We start from the raw sequence: 25,119 nt of genomic DNA, 5'->3' as shown, positions 1-25,119 counted from the left end.
CTTTGCGATTGGTGGTCACCTCACGCACCGACGGTTTCGTCGGCCGCGGCCTCTTCGGCAGCGAGTTCTTCCTCGGTGATCCAGCCGGCCTGCTTGCGGGCGGCAAGCACCATCTGCTCGGCCTCGGCGCGCGAGACGCCGTGGCTGGCGAGCACGCCCGGAAAGACCTTGGTCTCGCCGTCCTTGCGCTCTTTCCAGCCGATCAGGTCGTCCGCGGCATAGCCGGCGAAGTCCTCGACGGTCTTCACGCCGTCCTCGCCGAGCGTCACCATCATGGCGGTGGTGATGCCGGGGATATCGCGCAGCTCGTCCTTGACGCCCAGGGCCTTGCGCTTTTCGTCGTGCTCGGCCTCGATCTTTTCGAGATATTCGCGGGCGCGGGTCTGGATCTCCGAGGCGGTGTCCTCGTCGAAGCCGTCGATCGAGGAGATTTCGCCCGAATCGACATAGGCGACTTCCTCGACGCTGGTGAAGCCTTCGGAGGCAAGCACCTGGCCGACCATCTCGTCGACGTCGAGCGCTTCCATGAAGAGCGCCGAACGCTCGACGAATTCCTTCTGGCGACGCTCGCTCTCCTCCTGCTCGGTCAGGATGTCGATATCCCAGCCGGTGAGCTGCGACGCCAGGCGCACGTTCTGGCCGCGGCGGCCGATGGCCAGCGACAGCTGGTCGTCCGGCACCACCACCTCGATGCGCTCGGCATCCTCGTCAAGCACCACCTTGGCGACCTCGGCCGGCTGCAGCGCGTTGACGATGAAGGAAGCGGCCGAAGGCGACCATGGAATGATGTCGATCTTCTCGCCCTGGAGCTCGCCGACCACCGCCTGGACGCGGCTGCCGCGCATGCCGACGCAAGCGCCGACCGGATCGATCGAGCTGTCGCGCGAGATGACGGCGATCTTGGCGCGCGAGCCCGGATCGCGGGCGACCGACTTGATCTCGATGATGCCGTCGTAGATTTCCGGCACTTCCATGGTGAAGAGCTTAGCCATGAACTGCGGATGCGTGCGCGACAGGAAGATCTGCGGCCCGCGCTGCTCGCGGCGCACGTCATAGACATAGGCCCGCACGCGGTCGCCATATTTGTAATTCTCGCGCGGGATCAGCTCGTCGCGGCGGATGATCGCCTCGCCACGGCCGAGATCGACGATGACGTTGCCGTATTCGACGCGCTTGACGGTGCCGTTGACGATCTCGCCGATGCGATCCTTGTATTCGTCATACTGGCGATCGCGCTCGGCCTCGCGCACCTTCTGCACGATGACCTGCTTGGCCGACTGGGCGGCGATTCGGCCGAAATCCATCGGCGGCAGCTGTTCCGCGATGAAGTCGCCAAGCTGGGCGTCTGGGTTGCGCTCGCGCGCCGTGGAAAGCGCGATCTGCGTCGCGTAGTCATCGACCTTCTCGACCACTTCCATCAGCCGCTGCAGCTTCATCTCGCCGGTGTTCGGGTTGATGTCGGCGCGGATGTTGGTCTCCTGGCCGTAACGAGAGCGCGCCGCCTTCTGGATCGCATCGGCCATGGCGGCGATGACGATCGACTTGTCGATCGACTTTTCACGCGCGACCGCGTCGGCGATCTGCAGCAGCTCGAGCCTGTTGGCGCTTACAACCATTGTCTTTCTCCCGATTTCGCGCCGGGCATACGGCCCGGCTACTCAATCAACTTTCCTGTTCGGTTTCGTTTTCCTCGCCGTCGGCGGCGTCTTCCGCTTCGCCGCGGCGCTTCCTGGCTTCCTTGCGCGCCCGGTTGTCCTTCGACAGGGCATCGCGGATGAGATCGTCGGTCAGCACCAGCCGGGCCTCGGCGATCGCATCGTAAGGCACGCGCACCGTCGGCTCCTCGCCATAGGCCGCCTTGTCGCGCTCGACCAGGATGCCGTCGGCATCCGCCTCGGCGATCTTGCCCTTGAAGCGCTTGCGGTCGCCGATCAGAACCGATGTTTCCAGCTTGACCAGATGGCCGGTCCAGGTGGTGAAATCCGACTTGCGCACCAGCGGCCGGTCGATACCGGGCGAGGACACTTCGAGATGATACGCCTTTTCGATCGGATCCTCGACATCGAGCGCCGGCGACACCGCGCGGCTGACCTCTTCGCAATCCTCGACGGTCATGGTGCCGTCTTCGCGCTCGGCCATGATCTGCAGCGTCAGACCGTTCTGGCCGGTCAACTGCACCCGCACGAGACGGAAACCGATGGCCTTGAGCACCGGCTGCACGATCAGCGCAATGCGCGCATCGATACCGCTTTCGCGGATGATACGGTCGTCGGCCTCGCTTGCCGCTGCAGTCATCAGATCCCTGTCGCTTTTGGCTTCCGCCCGGCGGGTAACAAAAAAGAGCGGGACCGGGTGGACCCACTCTTCGTCATACCGACCAAGAATTTGAGGCTGATATAGACGATTGCCGCCGGCGTTTCAAGCCTTCAGGCACAAGCGGCGCCGGGTGCCTAGAACTGGCGCGGCCATCGCTGGGCCGTATGCATCACGGTGAGTATCACGATCTCGCCGCCGACAACACGGTAGGGAATTATGTAAGGGATATCAGCCAGGACCAGTTCTCGGGTTCCTTTCACCCGCCCGACCCGCCCCATGGCGGGCTGCTCAGCGAGATTGTCCGCAGCGGAAACGATACGGGCAACCACGCGTGCGGCGGCTGATGGACTATCCTTTTCGATGAAGGCGCCAATCTGATCGAGACGGCGCACGGCGCGTTGGGTCCACCGGATCCGCTTCATCGTTCGGAGGCTGGCTTGACGTATTTCGCTATGACGCTGGCTAAATCCTTCTCACTCGCAAATTCTCCTCGATCGGCTTCGTCTAGGCCGGCCTCGATCTCGGCAAGTTGCCATTCTTCCCTCGCGACATAGTCCTCGATCGCTTGAGCCGCGACGTAGGAACGAGAGCGGTCCACCTTTTCGGCCAACTGGTCGAGCTTGGCCACAGTCTCATCCGGAAGCCGCACGGTGAAGGCGCTCATCATCCTGTCTCCATTCTGGTTCACTATGAATGTGGTGGAACCAAATTGGTTCGTCAATTCCATGTCGCGAGGCAGGACCCGCTTGAGCTGCCTTGCGCGCGGCGCATGACGGCCATGCGATCCTTGGTGAATCGGCATGTCGCCACCATTTATGTTGCAATGCAAAAGGAAAGGACGCGCGCGGCGGCGCGTGAAGCTAACTATATGGACCGCGGATTGTTTTTCGTCATCGGTGATTTCTTCAACACATTTGGCAGCGCGGCGCGGGCCATCGAGGCCAGCCGCAAGCCGCGCCGCAGCGAGCTGAAGAAGCTCGGCATCGATCCGGTGGCTTTCGATCGGATCGGCCGTTTCTAGCTCCTTAGCGGGAGCCCGACCGTCCCATCCTCGCCGGGCGGCGGCGCCCCACCTTACTTCTGCGCCTCCACGAGCGACGCGGCAATTGCCGCGATCGAACGAAACAGGACAAGTGGATCGTCCCTTGTTGGGAGAAATCCCCGCCGCAGCCAGAATTGCGCTGCTTGCGCATCGACCGCATTGACCATCAGCGCGCGCCCTCCAATCAGTTCCGCCGCCTGAACGCAGCGCTGCAGGGCATGCTTCACCAGGCCCGTGCCAATGCCGCGCCCGGCCCATCCGGTATCGGTCGCAAGCTGGCCAAGGAGCAGGCACGGCACCGGGTCGGGCGGTTGCCCCGTGCGGATCGACCGAGGCAGGATCGATGGCACGACGGCAGTCGGCGCCAAACCATAATATCCAACCACCCGGCCGGCTTCGTGGCCAACGAGAACGGCCGTAAAGCCTTTTTCCTGATTGGAGAGGGCGCGGGTTTTCAGCCAATGATCGAGCGCAGGTTTCCCGCAGGAAAATCCGGACACATCGTGAGCCGCGGCAAGCGGTTCGGGGGCCGATAAGGCCACAGCTCAGCGCTTCGCTGTGTAACCAGCTTCCCAGGGAGCGGGCCGCTTTGCCAGTTCCACCATATCGGGAACCGGAGCAGCCGAGGCTGACAGGACCTCCATGAACTCCGCGAACCCTTCCGGGCTCATGCGGACAAGACGATTTTCCATCAGCACATCCTCGGCCGCGCGCACGGCGGCATCGCGTACGAAATCCGTGCGGGACCGGCCGCGCAGGGTGGCGGCACGATCGATCATCGCCACGTCCGCTTCCGGCAGCCGCATCGAGATCGGGTATTCCTTGCGTTCGACCGGGGCGGCCATAGCTGTCTCCTTACCCGAAATATAGTGGTCTGTAGCGCCAAATGCAATACAGAGATGCTCGACTATGTCCGGATAAAGGTCAGATAAGCAGGCCGGCGTCCCTCGCGGATGGCCTTGGCCTCGTAGCGCGTGCCGGGCCAACCCTCGTAGGGCCTGTGCCAGTCGGCTGCGTCTTCGGCCTGCCATGCGAAGGCGCCGTGATTGCGGCAGGCAAGCAGCGTCCAGTTCACATAGCTGTCGATGTCGGAGGCGAAGCGGAACCTGCCGCCGGGTTTCAGCACCCGGGCAAAGCGGCCGAGATTGGCGCCGCCGACGAAGCGCCGCTTCCAATGCTTCTTCTTCGGCCACGGATCGGGATAGAGCAGGTCGATGCCGTCGAGCGAGCCTGATGGCAGCCAGTCGAGCAGGCGCGTGGCGTCGTCGTCATAGACCCTGAGATTGCCAAGCGGCGCCTTGCCGAGCGCCGTCATCATCTTGGCCATGCCGTTGACGAAGGGCTCGACGCCGATGAAGCCGGTCTCCGCCGCTTCCGTGGCGCGATGCAGGAGGTGCTCGCCGCCGCCGAAACCGATTTCCAGCTGCAGCGCCGAAATCTCAGCCTTGAACAAAGTCTTGAGATCGGACGGCGCTTGCGCCGTCAGGTCGAGCCGATATTCGCGCAGGCCACTTTCGAGGGCGATCGCCTGCTGTGGGCGTATGGTCTTGCCGTGCCGGCGACCGAAGAATCCTTCAGCCGCCCGGCTCGGCCGGTCCTTTGCGTCCGCTGGCGTCAGGCGGCGACGGCGTCCTTGAGCGCCTTGGCAAGGTCAGTCTTCTCCCAGGAGAAGGAACCGTCGCGGCCGGCCTTGCGGCCGAAATGGCCGTAGGACGAGGTCTTTGCGTAGATCGGCTTGTTCAAATCGAGATGACGGCGGATGCCAGACGGCGACAGGTCCATCACCTTGCGAAGCGCCTCCTCGAGCCTCGATTCCTCGACCTTGCCGGTGCCGTGCAGGTCGACATAGACCGACAGCGGCTGGGCGACGCCGATGGCGTAGGAGAGCTGGATGGTGCAGCGGTCGGCAAGCTTGGCCGCCACCACGTTCTTGGCGAGGTAGCGGGCCGCATAGGCCGCCGAACGGTCGACCTTGGTGGTGTCCTTGCCCGAGAAGGCGCCGCCGCCATGCGGCGCCGCGCCGCCATAGGTGTCGACGATGATCTTGCGGCCGGTGAGGCCGGCGTCGCCGTCAGGCCCGCCGATAACGAACTTGCCGGTCGGGTTGATGTACCAGTTGCAGTCCTCGGCGATCTTCAACTCACCAAGCGCCTCGCGGATATAGGGCTCGACCACCTTGCGGACCTTCTTGGAGTCCCAGCTCGCATCGAGATGCTGGGTGGAGAGCACGATCTGCGTGACCTCGGCCGCCTTGCCGTCGGCATAGCGCACGGTGACCTGGCTCTTGGCGTCCGGGCCGAGCTTGCCGGCCTCGCCATTGCCTTCATGGCGCGCGGCGGCCAGCAATTCGAGGATCTTGTGGCTGTAATAGATCGGCGCCGGCATCAGGTCGGGCGTCTCACGGCAGGCATAGCCGAACATGATGCCCTGGTCGCCCGCGCCTTCCTCGCCCTGGCGGTCGGCAGCGTTGTCGACGCCCTGGCCGATATCGGGCGACTGGCCGTGCAGCAGCACGTCGATCTTGGCGGTCTTCCAGTGGAAGCCGGACTGCTCGTAACCGATCTCGCGGATCGCCTTGCGGGCGACAGACTTGAACTTGGCCGGGTTGACCACGGGGTGGCCGGACGCATCCTTGAGGACGTTGCCCGCCTTGTCCTTCTTCAAAAGCGTGTCCGGGACGCGGACCTCGCCGGCGATGACGACACGGTTGGTGGTGGCCAGCGTCTCGCAGGCGACGCGCACCTTCCACGGGTCCATGCCCGTCTTCTTGGCTTCGCGATAGACCAGATCGACGATCTCGTCGGAGATACGATCACAGACTTTGTCGGGATGACCCTCGGAGACGGATTCCGAGGTGAAGAGATAATTCTGCCGCGTCACGGGTGTCCCCTCTTGAAAAAAGATCGGCAGGTCTGCCGATTTTGGCGCGCCACGTGTTAGCGGTGCCGGGCGCTGCTCGTCAAGCGGCGCGACGGATCTGGCATGAATGTAGGCAAGGTCGGCTATGCCACCGGCGGCGGCCGGCGGCATAGGTAAAAAATCAATCGGCGTCTTCGGCGGAGAGCGCCTTTACCAGATCGATGATGCGGCGGCGCACCTTGACGTCGCCGATCTTGACGAAAGCCCGGTTGAGCTGAAGTCCTTCGGGACTGCCGCAGAATTCGATGGCGAAGGCCATAGAGGAGTCTTCGGCAAATCCCCGATTGCCGCCGCCGATCTCCTCGCCCGGGGCATCCTCGAAGAAGAAGGCGACGGGAACGCTCAGGATGGAGGCGATCGCCTGCAGACGGCTGGCGCCAACCCTGTTCGTGCCCTTTTCGTACTTCTGGATCTGCTGAAAGGTGATGCCGAGATTTTCACCCAGCTTTTCCTGGCTCATTCCAAGCATATTGCGACGCAGCCGGATGCGGCTTCCGACATGGATGTCGATCGGATTAGGCTTCTTCTTGTTCTCTTCTGTCATTTTTTCCTCGCCGAATTTTTCCGGCTTTTTCTATTTTGTTCCGCCCATATGAAGCCGGAGCCACCTGCCCCAACAGAACCCTCCAACCGACTTCGAGAAAATTTTAGGCGTTACAGTATGAGTTTCTAATGTGCCGACTGTCAATTCACCCGTAGCCGCTGCCTTACATTCAATGTGAAGGCAATCAGCGCAAACAGCAACATGATCAGCAATCCGTTAATGCGCCGCTGTTCGGCGGACAGGAGGGCGCGCCCAGAAACCGGCACATGCGCGTCGATGGCGCCGCGCGCGTCGACGGCAAGCGCGTCGATAATGCGTCCGCGCGAATCGACGACGGCGGAGATGCCGTTGTTGGCCGCGCGCAGCAGCGGCAATCCATTCTCCACCGCACGAATCTGCGCTTGCCTGAAGTGCTGATACGGGCCTGGCGTGTCGCCAAACCAAGCGTCGTTGGTGACGTTCACAATTACGTCAGATGACGCAGAATCGACGGCGACGAGATCGGGAAAGATCACCTCGTAGCAGATGAACGGAGCGGCGCGCAGGCCACCCGGCACGCCGATCGGATGCCGCTCGTTGCCGGCGGCGAAATTCATCGGTCCGGCAACGAGCTGGCCGATGCCGAAGCGTTCGAAAAGATCGGCGAAGGGCAGATACTCGCCGAAGGGCACAAGATGCACCTTGTCGACGGCATCGACGATCTCGCCCTTGTCGTTGATCGCCACGACGGAATTGTAATAACGGCTGCCGGCACTCGCCGATCCGCCCTCCTCGCGCACGACACCGGCAATCAGCATCTGGCCGTCGACCAGCATGTCGCCCAATGCCGTCAGCGCGTCCGGACGCTCGGTGAACAGGAACGGCACCGACGTTTCCGGCCACAGGATGAGCTGCGGCTTGGCATGCCCCTCTTCCGGCGCCTTCCCCGATATCCCCAGCAAGGTTGCGAAGATGCGGTCGCGCACCGAAGCGTCCCATTTCTCGCTGAGATCGACCGCGGGCTGGACGATGCGGACATCGATCGAGCGTGTCGGTTTCACCGGGGTGGCAAGCCTGAAATAGCCGAAGCCGACATGGGCGGCGACGAGGATGACGAAGAGCGCGATACCCAGCCTCAGATGCCGGCGCGCCGCGACCAGCGCGGGAAGGGAAAACAGGAAGACGGCGAGCGCGTTCATGCCGATCATGCCGGTCACCGACACGCTCTGCATCAGGACCGGCACCGGCATCGCCGCATAGCCGACGGCGTTCCAGGGAAAGCCGGTGAAGAGGAAATCGCGCAGCCATTCGGCAAGGCCGAAGCCGAAGGCAAGGGCGGCGATACGGCCGATATCGCTGCTCCAGAACAGCCGCGCCACCACGGTGGCAAAGCCATAGAAGAAGGCCAACGCGAAGGGGATGCCGACAACGGCGAAAGGCAAGGCCCAGGCGAAGCTGTCCGCCTCGACCAGCAAGGCCTGGCCGATCCACCACAGGCCGGCGAGGAAATAGCCGAAGCCGAACCACCAGCCGGTGGCGAAAGCCGGCCTCAAACGCCGGAGCCAACCATCGGAAGCCTCGCCCGTGGCGCCGTCAAGCAGCCAAACCAGGACCGGGAACGAGACGAAGCAGACGGCGAAGAAATCGTAGGGCGCCTGGGCAAGCACTGCCAGCGCCCCCGCGGCAAACGCCACCAGCGACCGCCGCCATCCCCACAGCAGAATTATCCGGCCGGCAAAGCGCTGCATCAAGCTTCCCAAGTCGCACGAATCAGGGAGCTAGAGATTTAACAGGCTGCACCGCCCGATCCAAACCCGGATAAGCACGGGCCGATACACGATGGCGCTATCTGTGCCAGCCCTCGATGCGCAGGCCGCTCAGCCGCTCGGCTTCTTCTCGCGGCACCACACGCAAGGGCTGGGTGAAGGTCCAGATATGACCTTCGGGATCGCGCGCCCGGTATTGCCGCTCGCCGTAGAAATGATCGGCGGGCTCCTCGACGATTTCGGCCCCTGCAGCGCGCGCTTGTTCACAATGAGCGTCAAGGTCTTGCTGCAAACGGACATAAACGGCTTGCGTGTTCTTGCCGCCGACGGAGGCGGGACTGGCGATATGCTCATCCCATTCGGAATCGACGATGATGTAGCCGTCGCCGAAACGCATTTCAGCATGCAGGAGCCGGCCGCCGGCGTCGCTCACCAGCATGCTCGGCTCGAAGCCGAACGCCGCCTGGAGCCAGGCCAAAGCCGCGCGCGGATCCTTGTAGAAAACACCCGAGCCCAGAACCGCGTGCCTGAACGGATCGTCGATCGCCATCGGAGGGCGATATCAGGCCTGCTCGGTGCGAGCCGCGCGGCGGCGCTGACGCTCGCCCTTCTGGCTCTGCACGATGCGCACGCGCTTGACACGGCGCGGGTCGGCGTCGAGTACGTGGAACTCGAAGCCCGGAATGGCCTGCACGACTTCGCCTCTGGCCGGGACGCGGCCGAGCGTGTTGAAGATCATGCCGCCGATGGTGTCGACATATTCGCCATGCTCGCCGGCGGCAAAGTCGCCGCCGATCATCTTGGCGACCTCGTCGATCTCGGCCTTGCCGTCGACGACGAACACGCCGTCGCCGGTCTGCGTGATCATCGGCTCGTCGTCGTCATGCTCGTCCTCGATGTCGCCGACCACCATCTCGACGATGTCTTCCAGCGAGGCGAGGCCGTCGGTGCCGCCATATTCGTCGATGACCAACGCCATCTGCGTGCGCGTCGTCTGCATGCGGCCCATCAGGTCGGAGGCAAGCATGGACGGTGGCACGAACAGCACCTGGCGGATCAGATTGAGATCGCCGATGGTGCGCGCGAGATCGACTTGCGCGAGGTCGAGCGCGGTCGCCACCGGCGCCTTCGCCCTGGCGCGGCCCTTCTTGACTCTGGCGAGTTTGGTGATGTGGGCGAGAACGTCGCGGATGTGGACCATGCCGCGCGGGTCGTCCAGCGTCTCGGAATAGACCGGCATGCGCGAATGGCCGGATTGCTCGAAAAGGCCGAGCAGGTCGCCAAGCGTGGTGTTGATCTCGACCGCCTCGATGTCGGCGCGCGGCACCATGACGTCCTCGACCCGCACTTCGCGCAGGCGCAGGATGTTGTTGAGCATGGCGCGTTCGCCGGGCGAGAAAGCGCCGGCATCGGTCGCTGTTTCGGCGAGCGCCCCGGCAATCTCCTCGCGCAGGCTGGTGCCATTGCGGTGCCGGAACAGGCCGAGCACCCGGTCGAAGAGAGAAGGACCGGCATGCGTCGCCTCCGCGGCCGCGCTGCCGGTGGGAATACTCGGACTTGAGCCCTCTTCCGTCTTTTCGGAAGGCTTGGCAGCACTGCCGGCGTCCGGACGGGCGGCAGTTTCTGGTGTGTCGTTCATCGCCATCAGGTCAATTGAGCTTTTTTGTTACGCGTAGGGATCGGGAATGGCAAGCCTCGCAAGCGCCGCGCGCTCGATCGCTTCCATCTCCTCCGCCTCGGCGTCGGTCTCGTGATCATGGCCCAAAAGATGCAGCAGGCCATGGATGACGAGATGGGTGATATGGTTCTCGAGCGGCTTGTCTTCCAGGGCAGCCTCGCGCGCCACCGTCTCGGAGGCGAGCACGATGTCGCCCAGCATCGGGGGCAAAGGACCGCCTTTCGGGAAGGAAAAAGCCGGGAAAGACAAGACGTTGGTGGGCTTGTCCTTGCCGCGCCATTCGGCATTGAGCGTCCGGATATGGGCATCGTCGGAAAAAACGACGCTGAGCTCGGAGACCCCGCCCGCGCCGGTCTCGGCAAAGGCGGCCGCAAGGGCGCGATCGATGAGGCGTGTCAATTCGACTTCCGGGGGCCAGTCGCCTGCCTCGACGAAAATATCGATATCGACCGGGATTCCGGCAGAGGATTTGGTGTTTTCAGCCATGCGGCCTTTGATCAGCTCTCGGCGCCGAGTCCTCGCGCCAGCTTGCCGTCGCGGTCATAGGCCTTGACGATCTCGGCGACCAGCGGATGGCGCACCACGTCGCCTTCGTTGAAGCGGACGGTGACGATGCCAGGCACGCCGTCGAGGATGCGCAGCGCCTCGACCAGGCCCGACTTGGTGTTGGGCGGCAGGTCGATCTGGGTCGGATCGCCGGTGACGATCATGCGCGAGTTCTCGCCGAGGCGGGTGAGGAACATCTTCATCTGCATCGGCGTGGTGTTCTGCGCCTCGTCGAGGATCACCGCCGCATGCGCCAGCGTGCGGCCACGCATGAAGGCCAGCGGCGCGATCTCGATCACCTCGGCCGCGATCGCCCGCTCGACCTTGTCGGCCGGCATCATATCGTAGAGCGCGTCATAAAGCGGCCGCAGATACGGGTCGACCTTTTCCTTCATGTCGCCCGGCAGGAAACCCAGCCGCTCGCCGGCCTCGACGGCCGGGCGCGAAAGGATGATGCGCTCGACCATGCCGCGCTCCAAGAGCATCGCGGCATGCGCGACCGCCAGATAGGTCTTGCCGGTGCCGGCAGGCCCGATGCCGAAGACCATTTCCGAGCGCTCCAGCGCCCGCATATAGGCGTCCTGGTTGAGCGAGCGGGCATAGATCGTCTTCTTGCGGGTTGCGATCTGCGCGGCCGACACCTTGCCTTTGCGCTCCAGGGTCGGCAGCGTCAGCTGATCGTCGGCGGCAATCGCCATGCGCACGGCGCCGTCGACGTCCGACTGGCCGATGTCGACGCCCTTCTGCAGGATGCCATAGAGCGTATCCAGCGCGCGGCGCGCCTGCTCGGAGGCGGTCGCCGAGCCCTTGATCGTAAGCTGGTTGCCGCGCGAGCGGATGTCGACGCCGAGCTTCTGCTCGAGCCGGGCCAGATTCTCGTCGAACTGACCGTAAAGGGCGCTGGCAAGCTTGTTGTTGTCGAAGGTCAGTACGATGTGCGCCATGTCGGAGGCCCCGGACGCCTGGTTCTGGGGCGGATTCTTCAGTTCGGCAGCGCTCAACCGTCTCTCCTCATCTGCCGAGGCTTGCGGCATGCATGTCGTTGTCCCAACCGCGGGCACTTTTCTAGCGACATGCATTCAGGCCAACTCGGCGAACAGGCTGTTGGGGCCTGTCTTCGTGATTCGTACGTCAATAATGTCACCGATTCCACCGGCCTTGTCGTCAACAATCACGGGGTTCAGCCATGGCGAGCGGCCGACAATCTGGCCGGGGCGACGGCCGGGCTTCTCGATCAGTGTGCTGACGGTGCGGCCGACCCGGCTGGCGATGAAATTGTGCTGCTGCTCGTTGATCAGCGCCTGCAGGCGCTGCAGCCGCTCGTCCTTCACAGCTTCGGCGAGGTGGCCGTCCATCTCGGCGCCCGGCGTGCCGGGGCGGGGCGAGTATTTGAAGGTGAAGGCCGAGGCGTAACCCACCTCGCGCACCAGCTTCAGCGTCGCTTCGAAATCCTCATCCGTCTCGCCGGGGAAGCCGACGATGAAGTCGCCGGACATGGCGATGTCGGGGCGGGTGGCGCGGATGCGCTCGATGAGCGCCAGGTAGTCACGTGCCGTGTGCCTGCGGTTCATAGCCTTCAAAATCCGGTCGGACCCCGACTGCACCGGCAAATGCAGATAGGGCATCAAGGCGGGCAGGTCACGATGCGCGGCGATCAATTCGTCGTCCATGTCGCGCGGATGGCTGGTGGTGTAGCGCAGCCGTGCAAGGCCGGGGATTTCCGCAAGCCGGAACAGCAGACGGCCGAGGCCCCATTCCTCGCCGTCTTCGCCGACGCCGTGCCAGGCATTGACGTTCTGGCCGAGCAGGGTCACCTCGCGCACGCCGGCCTCCGCCAGGCGCTCGGCCTCGGCGACGATCTGCGCCACCGGGCGCGAAACCTCGGAGCCGCGCGTATAGGGCACCACGCAGAAGGTGCAGAACTTGTCGCAACCTTCCTGAACCGTGAGGAAGGCGGTGACGCCGCGCCTGGCAAGCTCGGCGCGCTTCGGCTGCGGCAGATGCTCGAACTTGTCCTCGATGGCGTATTCGGTCTCGACGATCTTCTCACCGCCACGGACCCGCGCCAGCACGTCGGGCAGCCGGTGATAGGTCTGCGGGCCGATGACCAGATCGACCGCAGGGGCGCGGCGGATGATCTCGCCGCCCTCGGCCTGCGCCACGCAGCCGGCGACGCCGATCAGGAGCTCGCGACCGGCCTCGGCGCGCTCGGCTTTCATGTCGCGGATGCGGCCAAGCTCGGAATAGACCTTTTCCGCCGCCTTTTCTCGGATATGGCAGGTGTTGAGCAGCACCAGATCGGCGTCTTCGACGGCGTCGGTGGCGACATAGCCATCGGCCGCCAGCGCATCGGTCATGCGCTGGGAATCGTAGACGTTCATCTGGCAGCCATAGGTCTTGATGAAGACCTTTTTCGCCGTCCGGTCGGTGCTGGCCGAGTGCTCGGCCGCAGCGCCGATGTCGTGGCTTTCAATCGTGTTCAAATCCATCGGGCGGCTTCTACCGCCTTTCCGTGACAAAAAACAGACGATTTTGGTGGATTACCGGCTCTTGGCCGGGTCGGCGAGGATGACCTGCATCATCTCGCGCACCTTGGCTTCCATCAGCCTTGCCGTTTCCTTGCGGTTCGAGCCCTTGGAGAACGGCACCGGCTCGCCGAAATGCACCTCGGCATCGATCGAGCCCTCGGCAAGCAGGGTTTTCAGATGCGGCATCAGATCCTGGTCGCCGATCCAGGCGGTGATCGGCCGATGGCGACGGCCCATCGGCATGCCGTGCAGGCGCGTATAGGCGATCGCCACGGGCTGGATGAAGACCTGTTCCGCCGCGCCTTCCGAAATCGCCATGGAGGCCGCGCCGAAGAGCGTGCTCTTGAACGGCATCACGAGGTTGCCGTCGCCGGTCGAGCCTTCGGCGAACAACACCATGGCGTCGCCTTTTGCCATCCTTTTGGCGATCTCGCTCGCCTGGTCGCCAGAGGTGCGCTTGCGCTCGCGCTCGATGAAGACGGTGCGCTGCAGCTTGGACAGCATGCCGATCAGCGGCCAGCCTTCCATGTCGGCCCTGGCGATGAATTTCACGTCGACGAAGGAGCCGAGCACCATGATGTCGGTCCAGGAAATGTGGTTGGCCGCGACAAGCAGCGGCCGCTCCTTGGCCAGCGCGCCCTTCACATGCACCCGCATGCCGAGCGCCCTCAGGATCATGCTGTGCCAGATCTTCAGGATGAAGGTTTCAGGCCACAGCCCCGTCTTCATCGACAGGATCTGGAGCGGCACAAGCACCAGCGAACAGGCGACGACATAGGAGAGCGCCAGGTAAATCCGTAATTTCTTGATCATTCGCTCCCGCCCTATCGCGCGGATTGGCTAGCGAAGATCGCGGCGCATGACAAGCGCGCCGGTCGGGCCGTGCTCGGTCGAACGGTAATAGTTCGGGCGGTGACCGACCTGGATGAAGCCGAGCCTGCGGTAAAGCCCGATCGCCGGCGCGTTGGTCTCGTCGACCTCGAGGAAGAGCGCTTCGGCGCGCTGCGCGTGCAATTCGCGCAGCACCGCATCCATCAATTGCCAGCCAAGGCCCTGGCGACGATGGCTGCGGGCGACGGCCACGGTCAGGATTTCGCCTTCGCCGGCCGCGAGCCGCGCCAGCACGAAGCCGACCGGCGGCTTGGCGCCTTGGCCGGTCTCACGCGCCGCATAGCCGAAGACGGTGTCCTGCTCGAGGAGCGCTGCGAATTCGCCGTCGGTCCAGGGTCGCACGAAATCCTCGCGATGCAGCACCGAGACGGCGGCGCTGTCGGCGACCGTCAGCGGCTCCAATGCGTAGTCCCTGCGGCGCGGCTTAAAGAACGGTATGCGCATCAGGGCTCGCTTCCCTTGTCCCGCCTTGGCAGAATAAAGCCCGCCTGCGACTTGGCGTCGGCGCCGCGCAGATAGAGCGGCTTGGGCTTCTCGCCCGGCTCCCTGGCCGAGGCCAGCCTGGCATAGGTCGCGATGTCGGCGGTGGCGGCGACCGGACCGGTGTCGAAGACGCGACCCGCCGCCTTGGCAATCTGGAGCGCGGCGGTGCCGGCCAGGACCGCTTTGGCGTTGATGGCCATGGTCACGGCCTCAGAAAGCGTGGCCACCGAAGGTCCGTAAGTTTCGGCTAACGCTTCATCATAGAGCGCGGCATGGATTTCCTCGCGCCCGGCGTCCAGCGCGGCAAGCACCGCGCGCCCGGGAAAGGCGCTCGCCGCCTCCGCCGCCAGGGCTTCCAGCGTCGTCACGCCGATCGCCGGGATCTTTAGCGCCAGCGCCAGGCCGCGCGCGGTCGAGACGCCAACGCGCAGGCCGGTGAAGGAGCCCGGACCGATCGACACGGCAACGGCGTCGAGATCAGGATAGCCGACCCCGCCGGCCTGCAGGGCCGTCTCGATGACGGCCATCAGATGCTCGGCGTGGCCTTTGCCGAGATCGCGCACCTCGCGGCCAAGCTCCCTCCCCGCGCCCGCATCATAGACGCAAGCGGCACAGAGATTGGCGGCGCAGTCGATGGCGAGCAGCTTCATAAGGGCAGCTTCATGTGGCCGGTTAACGGACTGGATCGAAACACAATTCCCTCTGCCCGGCATAGGCGATCGCCGCAAGGGCCAGGGCGCAGAAATGTTACGCGGCTTTGCTTCTAGAGCGTTTCACCGTTTCACGGAAACGGCGAGCCGCTCTATCTCTTTGTTTTGACGCAATTCCGGACGGAAAACCGCTCACACTTTTCCTGGAATTGCTCTGGGCGCGGCGATCATGCCGGCGCGACGATGCGCAGCATGTGATTGTCCCAGACATAGTCCGGCTCGGAACGGGTGGCGCCGGCGCCGCCGACGATCTCGCCGGCGCCGGTCGTCGCCATGAAGCCGGCGCCGTCGGGCGCAAGGCCGCAAACCTCGACCAGCGACTTGGTCTCGACCACGCGTCCGCTGGCGGCGTCGATGACGGCCAGCGAATTGCCCTCCGGCGAAGTGACGGCGACCGTGCCCGTCGCGGCATTGGCGACGACCGAGCCGATATAATTGCGGAAGCCTGAGAGCACGTCCTGCGGCATCTCCAGGAGCTCGAGCTCCTTGCCGCGCGCGGCGCGGCCGACCAGTGCCGGACGATCGGTCGCCGGCCCGCGATACTGGCAGCCGAACCAGACGGTACCCGCCTGGTCGCGATCCATGTGGCGGATCGACAGCTGATGCAGCGTCGGCGGCAACTCGTGCTTTTCGATGAGGTCGCCGGTGATGCGGTCGACCAGCGTGTAGGACGGTTTCATCGTCGCGATGTTCAGTTCGGCGCGGCCATAGTCGGGATGGGTTTCGATACCGCCATTGGCGATGGCGAGCGTCCTGCCATCGCCGAGCAGCAGCAGCTCGTGCGGCCCCATGCCATAGGTCGGGAACTCGCCGATGCGGTTGAATTTGGCCCGCGCGTCATAGACGCCGACGACACCTGCCGCGTTGTCGAAATCATTCTCCGTCGCATAGAGCAAGGCGCCGTCAGGCGAGAACACACCATGGCCGAAGAAATGCCGGCCGGCGATGCTGGCGATGGTCAGTGGCTTGTCGCGGCCGGCATGGTCGAAGACGACGGCGAAAGTGCCGGGTTGGCGGGCAAAGACCACCGAACGTTTCGACACCGGATCGAAAGTGACGTCGTGGCCGCGATCGGGCAGATCGACCGTGTGCAGGATTTTTCCCGCCTCGGAGAGCACGGCGGCGCCAAAGCTGCCGTCGCGCTTGACGAAAGCCGTGGCAAACACCGCATCCGCGGCAAGCGTGTCGGCCCAGGCACGCGGCGCCATGGCGGCGGCAAAGCCCGCGCCCGCGGCCCGCAGGAAATCGCGGCGGTCGATGAGGGCGGTTCTCACGGCATCAATCTCCGTCCAGCGACGAGAAGCCGGCGGTCAGACCGAACTCCGCGGTCATCCTGGTGCCGATCAAGGTCGACAGGCTCGAAGTGATCAGCGCGAAATGCTCGAACTTGTCACGCAGCGCCGGATCGGCGAGCGCCTTGTCGATCGGGCCGGCGATGGATTTCGCTGTCGTCACGCCATTGGTGAGCTGGATGTGGATGGACTCGGCCATCCATTGCGCATCGGCGGGCAGAGCCTCGCCGAGCTTGGAGGCCTGGAACAGCTGGTTTATGCCGGAGAGATTTCCGGCGAGCGAGGCTGTCGTGTTCTGCGAGCGCCAGTAGATCGCCTGCTTCGGCTTGTCGCCATCCGGCTTGGTGCCGAGAAAGCCCTTGAGCCGCACGTCGCGGATCATCTCCAGCTCGTTGATGAAGACACCGACCAATTCCGTGACCGCCTCGTTGCCGTCGCGATAGAGCGGGTTTTTCGGCCCCGGACTGGCCCAGAGCGACGCAAAGCCGTCGGGCTTTTGCCAGGCGTCACGCACCTCGCCAGCCATGGTTTCGACATTGCCGGCGACAGCCGCGCCATAAGCGCAACGATAGGGATCGTCTTTCCCGGCGAGCGTTTCGGCGCCGTCGCCGTAAAGCACATATTCGAGGGCGCCGAGACCTTGCATGGCGACGCTCTTTTGCGCCAGTTGCGCCGGATCGGTGGCGGAAGGATCCTTCGATGCGAGCGTGGCCTGCACCTGTCGCAGGCCGATGCTCTTACGATCCGGCCAATAGAGCATGCGTTCCAGCCGGTTGTTTTCCTTGATCGGTCCGAAGCCGATGATCTCGGCCACCGACCAGGCTTCCACCGTGCCTGAAAACGCGGAGCGCGCGCCTTCGAGGCTCTTTTCGGACGGCGCTTCGCAAAGCTGGCGCATCGCCTTGGCCAGGCCCATCGCATGCTCGTCGAGGCTGGCATAGGCGGGGCGGACGAAACCGTCGACCGCACGGCCGATGACGTCGGAGGCTTTGACCGCGGCCGATGCCGGCAGGGAGATGGCCAGAAAAAGCGGAACAACAAGCGCGGCGGCCAGGCGTTTCGACATCACAGAGACTCCAGGAATTTGATCAGCGCGTCACGATCGGCCGCGGCGGCCCGGGCAAAGCGGTCGCGCGCCTTAAGGCCTTCGCCGCCATGCCACAGGATCGCCTCGGCAAGCGTGCGAGCGCGACCGTCATGCAGATAGAAGCTGTTGCCGTTGACCGTCGCGGTGAGCCCAATACCCCAGAGCGGCGGCGTGCGCCACTCGCTGCCGCTCGCCTCCCCAACCCGTTGCCCGTCGGCCAGGCCCTCGCCCATGTCGTGCAGCAGGAAATCGGAATAAGGCCAGATCAGCTGGAAGGCCTGCGCCTTGTTGGGCGTGCCGCGCATGGTGACGAATTTCGGTGTGTGACAGGCAATGCAGCCCATTTCGTAGAACTGTTTCTTGCCGGCAAGCACGTCCGGCCTGTCGAGGCCGCGTCGCGCCGGCACGGCCAGGTTCTGCGAATAGAAGGTGACGAGGTCCATCACCGGCGGCGGCGCTTCCGCGCTACCCAGCCGCTCCTGCACGCCGTTCGGCATGGCAAGGCAATCCTTCTCAGCCTCGGTGCAGTCGCCCCAATGCTTCGGGATTTCCGGCGTCGAGATGCCGATATCGGCGGCAAAGGCATCGGCGGCCTGCTGGCGGATCGAGGCGGTCTGCGCCTTCCAGCCGAAACGGCCCAAGGTCACCGCGCCGCTCAGCTCGTCGCGCACGATGTTCGGCCGGCCCGAAATGCCGTCGCCGTCGCGGTCGTCCGGATCGGCGTGGGCGAGGATGTCGGCAGGCGCGATCTGCTCGATCAGGCCAAGCCCGATCATCGGCGGCGTCAGGCGCGGCGACAGCGTGATGTGCGCATCGAGCGGACCGTAGCCGAGATTTTCGATCGTATAGCTCGGCTTGCGCAGCGAAACGACGGTGCCGTCGCCGAGTGTCACTTCTTGCTCCTGGTAATCGACGCGCATCCGGCCCTCGCCCTTGAGGCCGGGAACCGCCATATCCTGCAGCTGCGCGCCATAGACCGGATCGGGGAAGTTCAGCAGCTTGTGGTCGGCGAGCGCGGCCCTTTCCTCGGCGCTGCCGGCGTCGCGCGCCAGCCTCAGGAACATCGACGTCGATCCGGCATCGCCTTCCGGCGGACGGCCGCGACCGTCCTTCAAGTGGCAGTTCTGGCAGGCGCGCTCGTTGAAGAGCGGGCCAAGCCCATCCGAAGCCTGCGTGGAAGACGGCGACGACACCCAGTTCTTACGGAACAGCGCGTTGCCGAGCTTGAAGGTGCCCTCCTCCTCGAAGGTGAGGTTGGCGGAGGATTGCGAGAAGGCATCGCGGTTGACGTCCTTGCGCGACGTCCCGGTGCCGCCTTGCATCAGCTCGAACGGTTCGGGCTTGGTGAAGTCGGTCGTTGGCCTGGTGACGGCCAGGACCCGCGCCTGGTCCTTCGGCGTCAGGTCGCTGCGGCTTGTCGGCAGGGCGGCGCCGGCCAGCGCGGATGTGGAAAGCGCGATCGTCAGCAAAAGCGAAGCCCCGCTACCGGTCCGGTATCGCGGGGTCTTCCGAAGCGGCCGGCCGTCGATTGCGGCCCGCCGCGCGCGGCGCGAAAAACCTACGGGGCGCCGCATTCCCGCATGTCCTTACTCCGCCTCGTTGGCCGAGTCGGCGTTGAGCAGGCCGTATTTCTCCTCGCCGATCGAGGCGAGCAGGTCGAGCTGCGTTTCCAGGAAGTCGATATGTCCTTCCTCGTCGGTCAACAGGTCCTCGAACAGCTTCATCGAGACGAAATCGCCTTCCTCGTGGCATATCTCGCGCGAGCGCTTGTAGGCGGTGCGCGCGTCATATTCGCCGGCGAGATCGGATTCGAGCACTTCCTTGACGTTCTGGCCGATGCGCAGCGGCGCGACCGACTGCAGGTTGGGATGGCCTTCAAGGAAGATGATGCGCGTGATCAGGCGGTCGGCGTGATGCATTTCCTCAATCGATTCCGCCCGCTCCTTCTTTGCCAGCTTGGTGTAGCCCCAATCCTCGAGCAGGCGATAATGCACCCAGTACTGGTTGACGGCTCCAAGCTCCAGAAACAGGGCCTCGTTAAGCCGCTCGATGATCTGCGGTTCGCCTTTCATGGGTTCTGCTCCCGTATTGGCCGCGCAAGCCTCTCACGCGATCCAGGTGTGAAACGACTTCCACGCCCCCCACCTCTGAGCGGGCGTGGTAGTTCTCGGTGACCCGAATGATCGTTTCCACCACATTTGGGAAACAGCCGCAACAGCGACCGCGCTTGCGCATCGCGTGGTAGACCTTCGCGGGCACGATCAGCTGCCAGGGATCCTCATCCAGCAGGCCGACGATCGTCTGCTCGATCTCCTTCTCGGTGATGATGTTGCAATGGCAGATCAGCATCTGTTTGCTCTGGCTGACGGCGCCGGGCCGGCGCCGCTTGGCTGGCGGGTAAACCCTACTTGAACACCTTGTCGGGAGCGTCGAGGCTGTCGGAACCCTCGAAGGCGATCTGGTTCAGCTTGAGCGAGCCGACGGCGCGCTCGATCGACTTGGTCTGGTCGATCAGGGCGTCGATCGCCGCCTGCACGGTGGCGTTGCCTTCGGTGTTGCCTTCGGCGATCTGCTGGTCGTAGGCCTCGCCGGCGACCGCACGGGCCTTGATCGCCTCCATCTTGGCGACGGTGGTGTCCAGCTTGCCCGAAAGCTCCTGGTCGATCGCCGGATCGGCGGCCTTCACCATGTCCGACACAGACGGACCCGAAACCACGGAGCCGTCGAGCCGCTTGTAGCTGGCATGGTAGGCGTCGCGGATGCCGACCGCATCATAGAGATGCGAGTTGTAGGTGTTGTCGGAGAAGCAGTCCTGCTCCTCTTCCGGATCATGCAGCAGAAGGCCAAGCTTCATGCGCTCGCCGGCCAGCTCGCCGTAGGACAGCGAACCCATGCCGGTCAGGATGGTCGAGATGCCGACGTTTGGCTCTCCCTCCACGAGCGCCTTACGCGCGGCGCCGTCTTCCTTCCAGTCGTTGACCATTTCCTGCAGGTCCGAAACCAGAAGGCCGCTCGCCGACTTCAGGTATTCGGCGCGGCGGTCGCAATTGCCATTGGTGCAGTTCTTGAGGTCATAATCGGTATAGGGCCGCTCGCCCGCGCCGGGACCGGTGCCGTGCAGGTCCTGGCCCCAGAGCAGGAATTCGATGGCATGGTAGCCCGTCGCGACATTGGCTTCGACGCCGCCGGCCTCCTGCAGCGTGCCCGAAAGGAATTCGGGCGTCAGCTTCGAGGCATCGACCTTCTTGCCGTTGATCTCGATTTCCTTGTTGGCGATGACATTGGCCGTGTAGAGCGCATTCGTATCCGATTCCGTGCCATAGCTCTTGGCGACATAGTCGATCAGGCCCTCATCCAGCGGCCACGAATTCACGCGGCCTTCCCAATCATCGACGATCTTGTTGCCGAACCGATAAACCTCGGTCTGCTGGTAAGGGACGCGCGCCGCCTTCCAGGCTTCGCGAGCAGCGTTCAGCGTATCGGCCGAAGGGCTGGCGATGAGCGCATCGACCGCCTTGTCCAACGCCCGCGCCGTGGTCAGCGAATCCTCGTATTTTGCCAGCCCGATGTCGGCATAGGTCTTGATCACCGCCTTGGCGTCGGTCCCGGCTTTCGCCGGCAACACGAAAACCGCCGCCGTCAGCGCAGCCGTGGCGCAGATCGCAGCCAGTCTGCCGCCATTACGTGCCGTCATTGTCCTTCTCCAGTTATTTGGAAATTCAATAAAAGACGCCCACCCGCGCCGAGGCATGAGCATGCCGGGAAAAATGGTGGCCGCGCCGATGCGCGGTTCGCGATAAAAAGACACCCACTTGCCTCCAATCGAAAGGGTTCAAGGCCCAGACATCAAAGGAATGCGCGTTGCGCGCAGCCCTCCATAAACCGATGGAGAGGCCGGGAGTCAACTGGCTCGGCAGAAAAAATTCAATTGAAACAACAGTTTAGAATTATTCTAAACTACAAATATCAACTTTAAACCCGACACTACCTCGCTGACCCGATTGACAGACAGCCATTCCGGGTGCGACCCGATCCGCGGCCCTTGCGGCGGTGGCGGACAATCGCCACCTGCCGCAAGGGCCTAGATTTGCAACAAAAAAGGATCGCGATGACGAACGGGGTTGTGATTGTCGGTGCGGGCCATGCCGGCGTGCAGGCCGCGGCCAGCCTGCGCGAGGAAGGCTATGAAGGGCCTGTCGTCCTGATCGGCGACGAGAAGGAACTGCCCTATCACAAGCCGCCGCTCTCCAAGACCTTCATCAAGGATCCCGAGGCCAAGCCGCAGCCCTTGCGCGGCGAGGCCTTCTACACCGGCAACACCATCGATTACCGGCCGGGTGTGCGCATCGACAGCATCGATGCCCGCGCGAGCCAGTTGAATGTCGCAGGCGGTGGAATGCTCGGCTTCGACCGGCTGGTGCTCGCGACCGGCTCGCGGCCGCGCCTGCTCAAGCTCGACGGCGCCGGCCTCGCCGGAGTGGTTTCGCTGCGCTCGCTGGCCGACGCGCGGGTTATCCGCGAGCTCAGCACGCAGACCGAGGACGTGGTCATTCTCGGCGGCGGCTTCATCGGGCTGGAGATCGCGGCGACGCTGAGGGCCGCCGGCCGCAACGTCACCGTCGTCGAGGCGGTCGATCGCCTGCTTGGCCGCGTCGTGGCGCCGGTGATCGCTTCCCATGTGCGCCAACGCCTGGAGGCGATCGGCGTGCGCATCCTGACCGGCACCACCGTCGCGCGCCTGGAGAGCGAAGGCGGCCGCGTCTCGGCCGCGATCACGTCCAGCGGCGAGCGCCTGCCTGCGCAGATGGTGATCATAGGCATCGGCGTGGTGCCCAATGTCGAACTGGCGGAAGCCGCGGGTCTCGCCATCGGCAACGGCATCCGCGTCGACCAGCATATGCAAAGCTCGCTCCCCGAGATCCTCGCCATCGGCGACGCGGCCTCCTATCGGCACTGGTTCACCGGCGGCGACGTGCGGCTGGAATCGGTGCAGAACGCCACCGACCAGGCCAGGCTCGCCGCACGCACCATTCTCGGCCATGCCGAGCCGTTCACGGCGGTGCCGTGGTTCTGGTCGGATATCGGCGACATGAAGCTGCAGATGGTTGGGCTGACGCAAGGCGGCGATCACCATGTCCTGCTCGGCGATCTCGCCGACAACAAGTTCTCGATCTACCACTATGCCGGCGACCGGCTGCTCGGCATCGAATCCGTCAACCGCCCGGCCGATCACATGCTCGGCCGCAAGATGCTCGGTGCCGGCTTCTCGCCGACGCCGCAGACCGTGGCAGGCGGGCCGGATGCGCTGAAGGCAGCGCTTGCGGCTTTTCAGGATAGGGAGCCGGTCAAAGCTAGGGCGTAGAGATTGCCAATTTTTGCCATAGGCCATAAAATGGCTGCATGAGCACGATGAATATCTCACTGCCCGACAGCTTGAAGCATTTCGTCGACCAGCAGGTGACGGATCGTGGCTATGGCACGAGCAGCGAGTATGTGCGTGAATTGATCCGCCACGATCAGGACCGTCAGCTTCTTCGCCGGCTGCTCCTTGAGGGCGCATCATCGGCGCCGGGCGCTGCCGTTGACGACGACTATTTCGCAGCGCTGAGGAAACGAGCGCAGGGCCAATAAGTTAGTGGCCACCAAGCCAGTTATTCCTCGAAGCCTTGCTCTGCGCGATATCGAGGACGCTGTTGATTATTATGCACGAGAAGCTGGTTCACACGTAGCGCTGGGCTACGTCGACGACCTCGAAAGCGCCTACCAACTGATAGCCCGCCATCCGGCGTCAGGCTCTCTGAGATTTGGCTACGAAATTGGATTGCCCGGTCTGCGCAGCGTACAATTCAAGCGCTATCCATACCTGATTTTCTATTTCGAACAGACCGACCATATCGATATTTGGCGGGTTCTGCACGCCAAGAGGGATGTTCCCGTCTGGCTACAGAATCCGAACTCCTGACGGCACATCCAATCGCTTCGACGCAAGCCGTCAGGAGGGAATGGAGACCGCCGTCAGGCCACCCGCGCCTCATGGATCGAGGTCTCGAGGATATCCAGCGCTTCGGTCATGACGCCGTCCTGGATGGTGATGGGCGACAGGAAGCGGATGACGTTGCCGTAGACGCCGCAGGTGAGCAGGATGAGGCCCTTGTCCAGCGCCTTCAGCCTGACCGCGTTGGCGAATTCGGCCGAGGGCAGGCCCTTCTTCACGTCGTTGAACTCGACGGCGTTCATGAAGCCGGGGCCGCGGATGTCGACGATCTCCGGCACGTCGTCGCGGATCGATTCCAGCCGCTGCTTCAGCCTGGCGCCGAGCGCATTGGCGCGGTCGCAAAGCTTTTCCTCCTCGATCACGTCGAGCACGGCATGCGCGGCGGCGACGCCGATCGGGCTGCCGCCATAGGTGCCGCCGAGACCGCCGGGGCCAGGCGCATCCATGATCTCGGCGCGGCCGGTGACGGCCGACAGCGGGAAGCCGCCGGCGAGGCTCTTGGCCATGGTGGTGAGGTCGGGCGCCACGTCATGATGATCCATCGCGAACATCTTGCCGGTGCGGGCAAAGCCGGTCTGCACCTCGTCGGCGACGAGCAGGATGCCGTGCTGGTCGCAGATCTTGCGCAGCGCGGTCATGAAATCGCGGGGCGCCTCGTAGAAGCCGCCCTCGCCCTGCACCGGCTCGACGATGATAGCGGCCACACGGTTCGGATCGACATCGGCCTTGAACAGCTTGTCGAGCGCGGCCAGCGAATCCGCGACCGAGACGCCATGCAGCGCAACCGGGAACGGCGCGTGGAAGACATCGCCCGGCATGGCGCCGAAGCCGACCTTGTAGGGCACGACCTTGCCGGTCAGCGCCATGCCCATGAAGGTGCGGCCATGAAAGCCGCCGGAAAAGGCGATGACCGCCTGGCGACCGGTGGCGTTGCGGGCGATCTTGATGGCGTTCTCGACCGCCTCAGCGCCGGTGGTGACGAAGATGGTCTTCTTGTCGAACTTGCCGGGCAGCATGCCGTTCAGGCGCTCGGCGAGATGCACATAGCTCTCATAGGGCACAACCTGGTGGCAGGTGTGGGTGAAGCGGTCGAGCTGCGCCTTGACGGCCTCGATCACCTTCGGGTGGCGATGGCCGGTGTTGACCACGGCGATGCCCGACGAGAAGTCGATATAGCGGCGGCCTTCGACATCCCAGATTTCCGAATTCTCGGCACGATCGGCATAGATCTGCGTCGTCATACCGACGCCGCGCGAGATCGACTGGTTCTTGCGTTCGGAAATGGCTGAATTCTTCATATCGTCCCTCATCGGGCATCCCTCGTCGGGATCGGACCCGCTCCG

General features: G+C 64.1%; 29 protein-coding genes. 4 read left to right on the top strand and 25 right to left on the bottom strand.

The genetic code is table 11. The features are described 5' to 3' along the window. Positions 1-20: 20 nt before the first annotated feature. From nusA to RFM41_RS13690, 4 genes are all read right to left on the bottom strand, one after another. Positions 21-1,616 (bottom strand): transcription termination factor NusA, encoded by a 1,596-nt coding sequence (gene nusA, locus RFM41_RS13705; protein WP_320248965.1) that lies wholly within the window; start codon positions 1,614-1,616, stop codon positions 21-23. A gap of 46 nt (positions 1,617-1,662) precedes the next feature. Beyond that, positions 1,663-2,295 (bottom strand): ribosome maturation factor RimP, encoded by a 633-nt coding sequence (rimP, locus tag RFM41_RS13700; protein WP_320248966.1) that lies wholly within the window; start codon positions 2,293-2,295, stop codon positions 1,663-1,665. A gap of 155 nt (positions 2,296-2,450) precedes the next feature. Next, entirely contained in the window at positions 2,451-2,738 is a 288-nt protein-coding gene (locus RFM41_RS13695) for a type II toxin-antitoxin system RelE/ParE family toxin (RefSeq protein ID WP_320248968.1), read from the bottom strand. Continuing rightward, on the bottom strand, positions 2,735-2,983 hold the full coding sequence (locus RFM41_RS13690) for a CopG family ribbon-helix-helix protein (protein ID WP_320248970.1): 249 nt from the start codon (positions 2,981-2,983) through the stop codon (positions 2,735-2,737). The genes RFM41_RS13695 and RFM41_RS13690 overlap by 4 nt, the downstream gene beginning before the upstream one ends. A 102-nt stretch (positions 2,984-3,085) precedes the next feature. Between RFM41_RS13690 and RFM41_RS13685 the strand changes: the two genes are divergently transcribed. Further along, entirely contained in the window at positions 3,086-3,337 is a 252-nt protein-coding gene (locus tag RFM41_RS13685) for a hypothetical protein (RefSeq protein ID WP_320248972.1), read from the top strand. 53 nt (positions 3,338-3,390) lie between these two features. Here the strand turns inward: RFM41_RS13685 and RFM41_RS13680 are convergent, their stop codons facing one another. From RFM41_RS13680 to RFM41_RS13585, 20 genes are all read right to left on the bottom strand, one after another. Then, on the bottom strand, positions 3,391-3,858 hold the full coding sequence (locus RFM41_RS13680) for a GNAT family N-acetyltransferase (RefSeq protein WP_430691533.1): 468 nt from the start codon (positions 3,856-3,858) through the stop codon (positions 3,391-3,393). A gap of 45 nt (positions 3,859-3,903) precedes the next feature. Beyond that, entirely contained in the window at positions 3,904-4,203 is a 300-nt protein-coding gene (locus tag RFM41_RS13675) for a type II toxin-antitoxin system TacA family antitoxin (protein WP_320248975.1), read from the bottom strand. 62 nt (positions 4,204-4,265) lie between these two features. Beyond that, positions 4,266-4,976, bottom strand: coding sequence for a tRNA (guanine(46)-N(7))-methyltransferase TrmB (trmB, locus tag RFM41_RS13670; protein WP_320249494.1), 711 nt, complete (start codon positions 4,974-4,976; stop codon positions 4,266-4,268). After that, positions 4,973-6,238: a methionine adenosyltransferase gene (gene metK / locus RFM41_RS13665; protein WP_320248976.1), complete on the bottom strand. Its 1,266-nt coding sequence runs from the start codon at positions 6,236-6,238 to the stop codon at positions 4,973-4,975. The genes trmB and metK overlap by 4 nt, the downstream gene beginning before the upstream one ends. A 160-nt stretch (positions 6,239-6,398) precedes the next feature. Next, positions 6,399-6,821 carry a helix-turn-helix domain-containing protein gene (locus tag RFM41_RS13660; RefSeq protein WP_320248978.1) on the bottom strand — a complete coding sequence of 141 codons (423 nt, stop codon included), beginning with the start codon at positions 6,819-6,821 and terminating at the stop codon, positions 6,399-6,401. A 140-nt stretch (positions 6,822-6,961) separates the two neighbouring features. Next, positions 6,962-8,548 (bottom strand): apolipoprotein N-acyltransferase, encoded by a 1,587-nt coding sequence (lnt, locus tag RFM41_RS13655; protein ID WP_320248979.1) that lies wholly within the window; start codon positions 8,546-8,548, stop codon positions 6,962-6,964. Between the two features lie 97 nt (positions 8,549-8,645). Beyond that, entirely contained in the window at positions 8,646-9,116 is a 471-nt protein-coding gene (locus tag RFM41_RS13650; RefSeq protein WP_320248980.1) for a VOC family protein, read from the bottom strand. Between the two features lie 12 nt (positions 9,117-9,128). Beyond that, positions 9,129-10,205: a hemolysin family protein gene (locus tag RFM41_RS13645; RefSeq protein WP_320248981.1), complete on the bottom strand. Its 1,077-nt coding sequence runs from the start codon at positions 10,203-10,205 to the stop codon at positions 9,129-9,131. Between the two features lie 27 nt (positions 10,206-10,232). Next, positions 10,233-10,730: an rRNA maturation RNase YbeY gene (gene ybeY, locus RFM41_RS13640; RefSeq protein WP_320248983.1), complete on the bottom strand. Its 498-nt coding sequence runs from the start codon at positions 10,728-10,730 to the stop codon at positions 10,233-10,235. An 11-nt stretch (positions 10,731-10,741) separates the two neighbouring features. Further along, the gene (locus RFM41_RS13635; protein WP_320249496.1) at positions 10,742-11,734 is read right to left on the bottom strand and encodes a PhoH family protein; all 993 of its coding nucleotides are present in this window, start codon (positions 11,732-11,734) and stop codon (positions 10,742-10,744) included. Positions 11,735-11,869: 135 nt separating this feature from the next. Continuing rightward, positions 11,870-13,279, bottom strand: a complete 1,410-nt coding sequence (gene miaB / locus RFM41_RS13630) for a tRNA (N6-isopentenyl adenosine(37)-C2)-methylthiotransferase MiaB (RefSeq protein ID WP_320248985.1) — start codon at positions 13,277-13,279, stop codon at positions 11,870-11,872. Positions 13,280-13,330: 51 nt separating this feature from the next. After that, on the bottom strand, positions 13,331-14,131 hold the full coding sequence (gene olsA / locus RFM41_RS13625; protein WP_320248987.1) for a lyso-ornithine lipid O-acyltransferase: 801 nt from the start codon (positions 14,129-14,131) through the stop codon (positions 13,331-13,333). A 27-nt stretch (positions 14,132-14,158) separates the two neighbouring features. Then, on the bottom strand, positions 14,159-14,653 hold the full coding sequence (locus RFM41_RS13620) for a GNAT family N-acetyltransferase (protein WP_320248989.1): 495 nt from the start codon (positions 14,651-14,653) through the stop codon (positions 14,159-14,161). Then, entirely contained in the window at positions 14,653-15,342 is a 690-nt protein-coding gene (gene tsaB, locus RFM41_RS13615; RefSeq protein WP_320248991.1) for a tRNA (adenosine(37)-N6)-threonylcarbamoyltransferase complex dimerization subunit type 1 TsaB, read from the bottom strand. The genes RFM41_RS13620 and tsaB overlap by 1 nt, the downstream gene beginning before the upstream one ends. A 227-nt stretch (positions 15,343-15,569) precedes the next feature. Beyond that, positions 15,570-16,676 (bottom strand): DUF1513 domain-containing protein, encoded by a 1,107-nt coding sequence (locus RFM41_RS13610; protein ID WP_320248993.1) that lies wholly within the window; start codon positions 16,674-16,676, stop codon positions 15,570-15,572. Between the two features lie 4 nt (positions 16,677-16,680). After that, positions 16,681-17,760, bottom strand: a complete 1,080-nt coding sequence (locus RFM41_RS13605) for an imelysin family protein (protein WP_320248995.1) — start codon at positions 17,758-17,760, stop codon at positions 16,681-16,683. Beyond that, positions 17,760-19,355, bottom strand: a complete 1,596-nt coding sequence (locus RFM41_RS13600; protein WP_320248997.1) for a di-heme oxidoreductase family protein — start codon at positions 19,353-19,355, stop codon at positions 17,760-17,762. Before RFM41_RS13600 ends, RFM41_RS13605 begins: the two co-directional genes overlap by 1 nt. A gap of 12 nt (positions 19,356-19,367) precedes the next feature. Further along, positions 19,368-19,853, bottom strand: coding sequence for a bacterioferritin (bfr, locus tag RFM41_RS13595; RefSeq protein WP_320248999.1), 486 nt, complete (start codon positions 19,851-19,853; stop codon positions 19,368-19,370). After that, complete coding sequence (locus tag RFM41_RS13590) at positions 19,819-20,130, bottom strand: (2Fe-2S)-binding protein (protein ID WP_320249001.1); 312 nt, start codon at positions 20,128-20,130, stop codon at positions 19,819-19,821. Before RFM41_RS13590 ends, bfr begins: the two co-directional genes overlap by 35 nt. A gap of 55 nt (positions 20,131-20,185) precedes the next feature. Beyond that, positions 20,186-21,475: an imelysin family protein gene (locus RFM41_RS13585; protein WP_320249003.1), complete on the bottom strand. Its 1,290-nt coding sequence runs from the start codon at positions 21,473-21,475 to the stop codon at positions 20,186-20,188. 414 nt (positions 21,476-21,889) lie between these two features. Here RFM41_RS13585 and RFM41_RS13580 point away from each other — a divergent pair, with 414 nt between their 5' ends. The 3 genes from RFM41_RS13580 to RFM41_RS13570 are packed head-to-tail and all read left to right on the top strand — an operon-like array spanning position 21,890 to position 23,743. Beyond that, positions 21,890-23,143, top strand: coding sequence for an NAD(P)/FAD-dependent oxidoreductase (locus tag RFM41_RS13580; protein ID WP_320249005.1), 1,254 nt, complete (start codon positions 21,890-21,892; stop codon positions 23,141-23,143). 38 nt (positions 23,144-23,181) lie between these two features. Further along, positions 23,182-23,412, top strand: a complete 231-nt coding sequence (locus tag RFM41_RS13575) for a type II toxin-antitoxin system ParD family antitoxin (protein ID WP_320249007.1) — start codon at positions 23,182-23,184, stop codon at positions 23,410-23,412. Positions 23,413-23,416: 4 nt separating this feature from the next. Then, a complete protein-coding gene (locus RFM41_RS13570; RefSeq protein ID WP_320249008.1) occupies positions 23,417-23,743 on the top strand; it encodes a type II toxin-antitoxin system RelE/ParE family toxin in 327 nt (108 codons plus the stop codon). A 53-nt stretch (positions 23,744-23,796) separates the two neighbouring features. On the opposite strand, the gene RFM41_RS13565 is transcribed toward RFM41_RS13570, so the two are convergent. Continuing rightward, positions 23,797-25,074 (bottom strand): 4-aminobutyrate--2-oxoglutarate transaminase, encoded by a 1,278-nt coding sequence (locus RFM41_RS13565; RefSeq protein WP_320249499.1) that lies wholly within the window; start codon positions 25,072-25,074, stop codon positions 23,797-23,799. Between the last annotated feature and the right edge of the window lie 45 nt (positions 25,075-25,119).

Source organism: Mesorhizobium vachelliae, from assembly GCF_033977325.1.
Classification (GTDB): domain Bacteria; phylum Pseudomonadota; class Alphaproteobacteria; order Rhizobiales; family Rhizobiaceae; genus Mesorhizobium; species Mesorhizobium vachelliae.
This window is presented reverse-complemented; position numbering and strand designations above follow the sequence as displayed.

What these genes read in the sequence shown, in the direction of transcription:
- miaB (WP_320248985.1), bottom strand. Translation starts at nt 13,279, where the DNA reads ATGGATTTGAACACGATTGAAAGCCACGACATCGGCGCTGCGGCCGAG.
- ybeY (WP_320248983.1), bottom strand. Translation starts at nt 10,730, where the DNA reads ATGGCTGAAAACACCAAATCCTCTGCCGGAATCCCGGTCGATATCGAT.
- RFM41_RS13675 (WP_320248975.1), bottom strand. Translation starts at nt 4,203, where the DNA reads ATGGCCGCCCCGGTCGAACGCAAGGAATACCCGATCTCGATGCGGCTG.
- RFM41_RS13585 (WP_320249003.1), bottom strand. Translation starts at nt 21,475, where the DNA reads ATGACGGCACGTAATGGCGGCAGACTGGCTGCGATCTGCGCCACGGCT.
- RFM41_RS13620 (WP_320248989.1), bottom strand. Translation starts at nt 14,653, where the DNA reads ATGCGCATACCGTTCTTTAAGCCGCGCCGCAGGGACTACGCATTGGAG.
- RFM41_RS13605 (WP_320248995.1), bottom strand. Translation starts at nt 17,760, where the DNA reads ATGTCGAAACGCCTGGCCGCCGCGCTTGTTGTTCCGCTTTTTCTGGCC.
- olsA (WP_320248987.1), bottom strand. Translation starts at nt 14,131, where the DNA reads ATGATCAAGAAATTACGGATTTACCTGGCGCTCTCCTATGTCGTCGCC.
- RFM41_RS13580 (WP_320249005.1), top strand. Translation starts at nt 21,890, where the DNA reads ATGACGAACGGGGTTGTGATTGTCGGTGCGGGCCATGCCGGCGTGCAG.
- nusA (WP_320248965.1), bottom strand. Translation starts at nt 1,616, where the DNA reads ATGGTTGTAAGCGCCAACAGGCTCGAGCTGCTGCAGATCGCCGACGCG.
- RFM41_RS13690 (WP_320248970.1), bottom strand. Translation starts at nt 2,983, where the DNA reads ATGATGAGCGCCTTCACCGTGCGGCTTCCGGATGAGACTGTGGCCAAG.
- RFM41_RS13635 (WP_320249496.1), bottom strand. Translation starts at nt 11,734, where the DNA reads ATGGCGCACATCGTACTGACCTTCGACAACAACAAGCTTGCCAGCGCC.
- rimP (WP_320248966.1), bottom strand. Translation starts at nt 2,295, where the DNA reads ATGACTGCAGCGGCAAGCGAGGCCGACGACCGTATCATCCGCGAAAGC.
- RFM41_RS13650 (WP_320248980.1), bottom strand. Translation starts at nt 9,116, where the DNA reads ATGGCGATCGACGATCCGTTCAGGCACGCGGTTCTGGGCTCGGGTGTT.
- RFM41_RS13600 (WP_320248997.1), bottom strand. Translation starts at nt 19,355, where the DNA reads ATGCGGCGCCCCGTAGGTTTTTCGCGCCGCGCGCGGCGGGCCGCAATC.
- RFM41_RS13695 (WP_320248968.1), bottom strand. Translation starts at nt 2,738, where the DNA reads ATGAAGCGGATCCGGTGGACCCAACGCGCCGTGCGCCGTCTCGATCAG.
- RFM41_RS13575 (WP_320249007.1), top strand. Translation starts at nt 23,182, where the DNA reads ATGAGCACGATGAATATCTCACTGCCCGACAGCTTGAAGCATTTCGTC.
- RFM41_RS13685 (WP_320248972.1), top strand. Translation starts at nt 3,086, where the DNA reads ATGACGGCCATGCGATCCTTGGTGAATCGGCATGTCGCCACCATTTAT.
- RFM41_RS13645 (WP_320248981.1), bottom strand. Translation starts at nt 10,205, where the DNA reads ATGAACGACACACCAGAAACTGCCGCCCGTCCGGACGCCGGCAGTGCT.
- lnt (WP_320248979.1), bottom strand. Translation starts at nt 8,548, where the DNA reads ATGCAGCGCTTTGCCGGCCGGATAATTCTGCTGTGGGGATGGCGGCGG.
- RFM41_RS13565 (WP_320249499.1), bottom strand. Translation starts at nt 25,074, where the DNA reads ATGAAGAATTCAGCCATTTCCGAACGCAAGAACCAGTCGATCTCGCGC.
- RFM41_RS13660 (WP_320248978.1), bottom strand. Translation starts at nt 6,821, where the DNA reads ATGACAGAAGAGAACAAGAAGAAGCCTAATCCGATCGACATCCATGTC.
- bfr (WP_320248999.1), bottom strand. Translation starts at nt 19,853, where the DNA reads ATGAAAGGCGAACCGCAGATCATCGAGCGGCTTAACGAGGCCCTGTTT.
- tsaB (WP_320248991.1), bottom strand. Translation starts at nt 15,342, where the DNA reads ATGAAGCTGCTCGCCATCGACTGCGCCGCCAATCTCTGTGCCGCTTGC.
- RFM41_RS13590 (WP_320249001.1), bottom strand. Translation starts at nt 20,130, where the DNA reads ATGCTGATCTGCCATTGCAACATCATCACCGAGAAGGAGATCGAGCAG.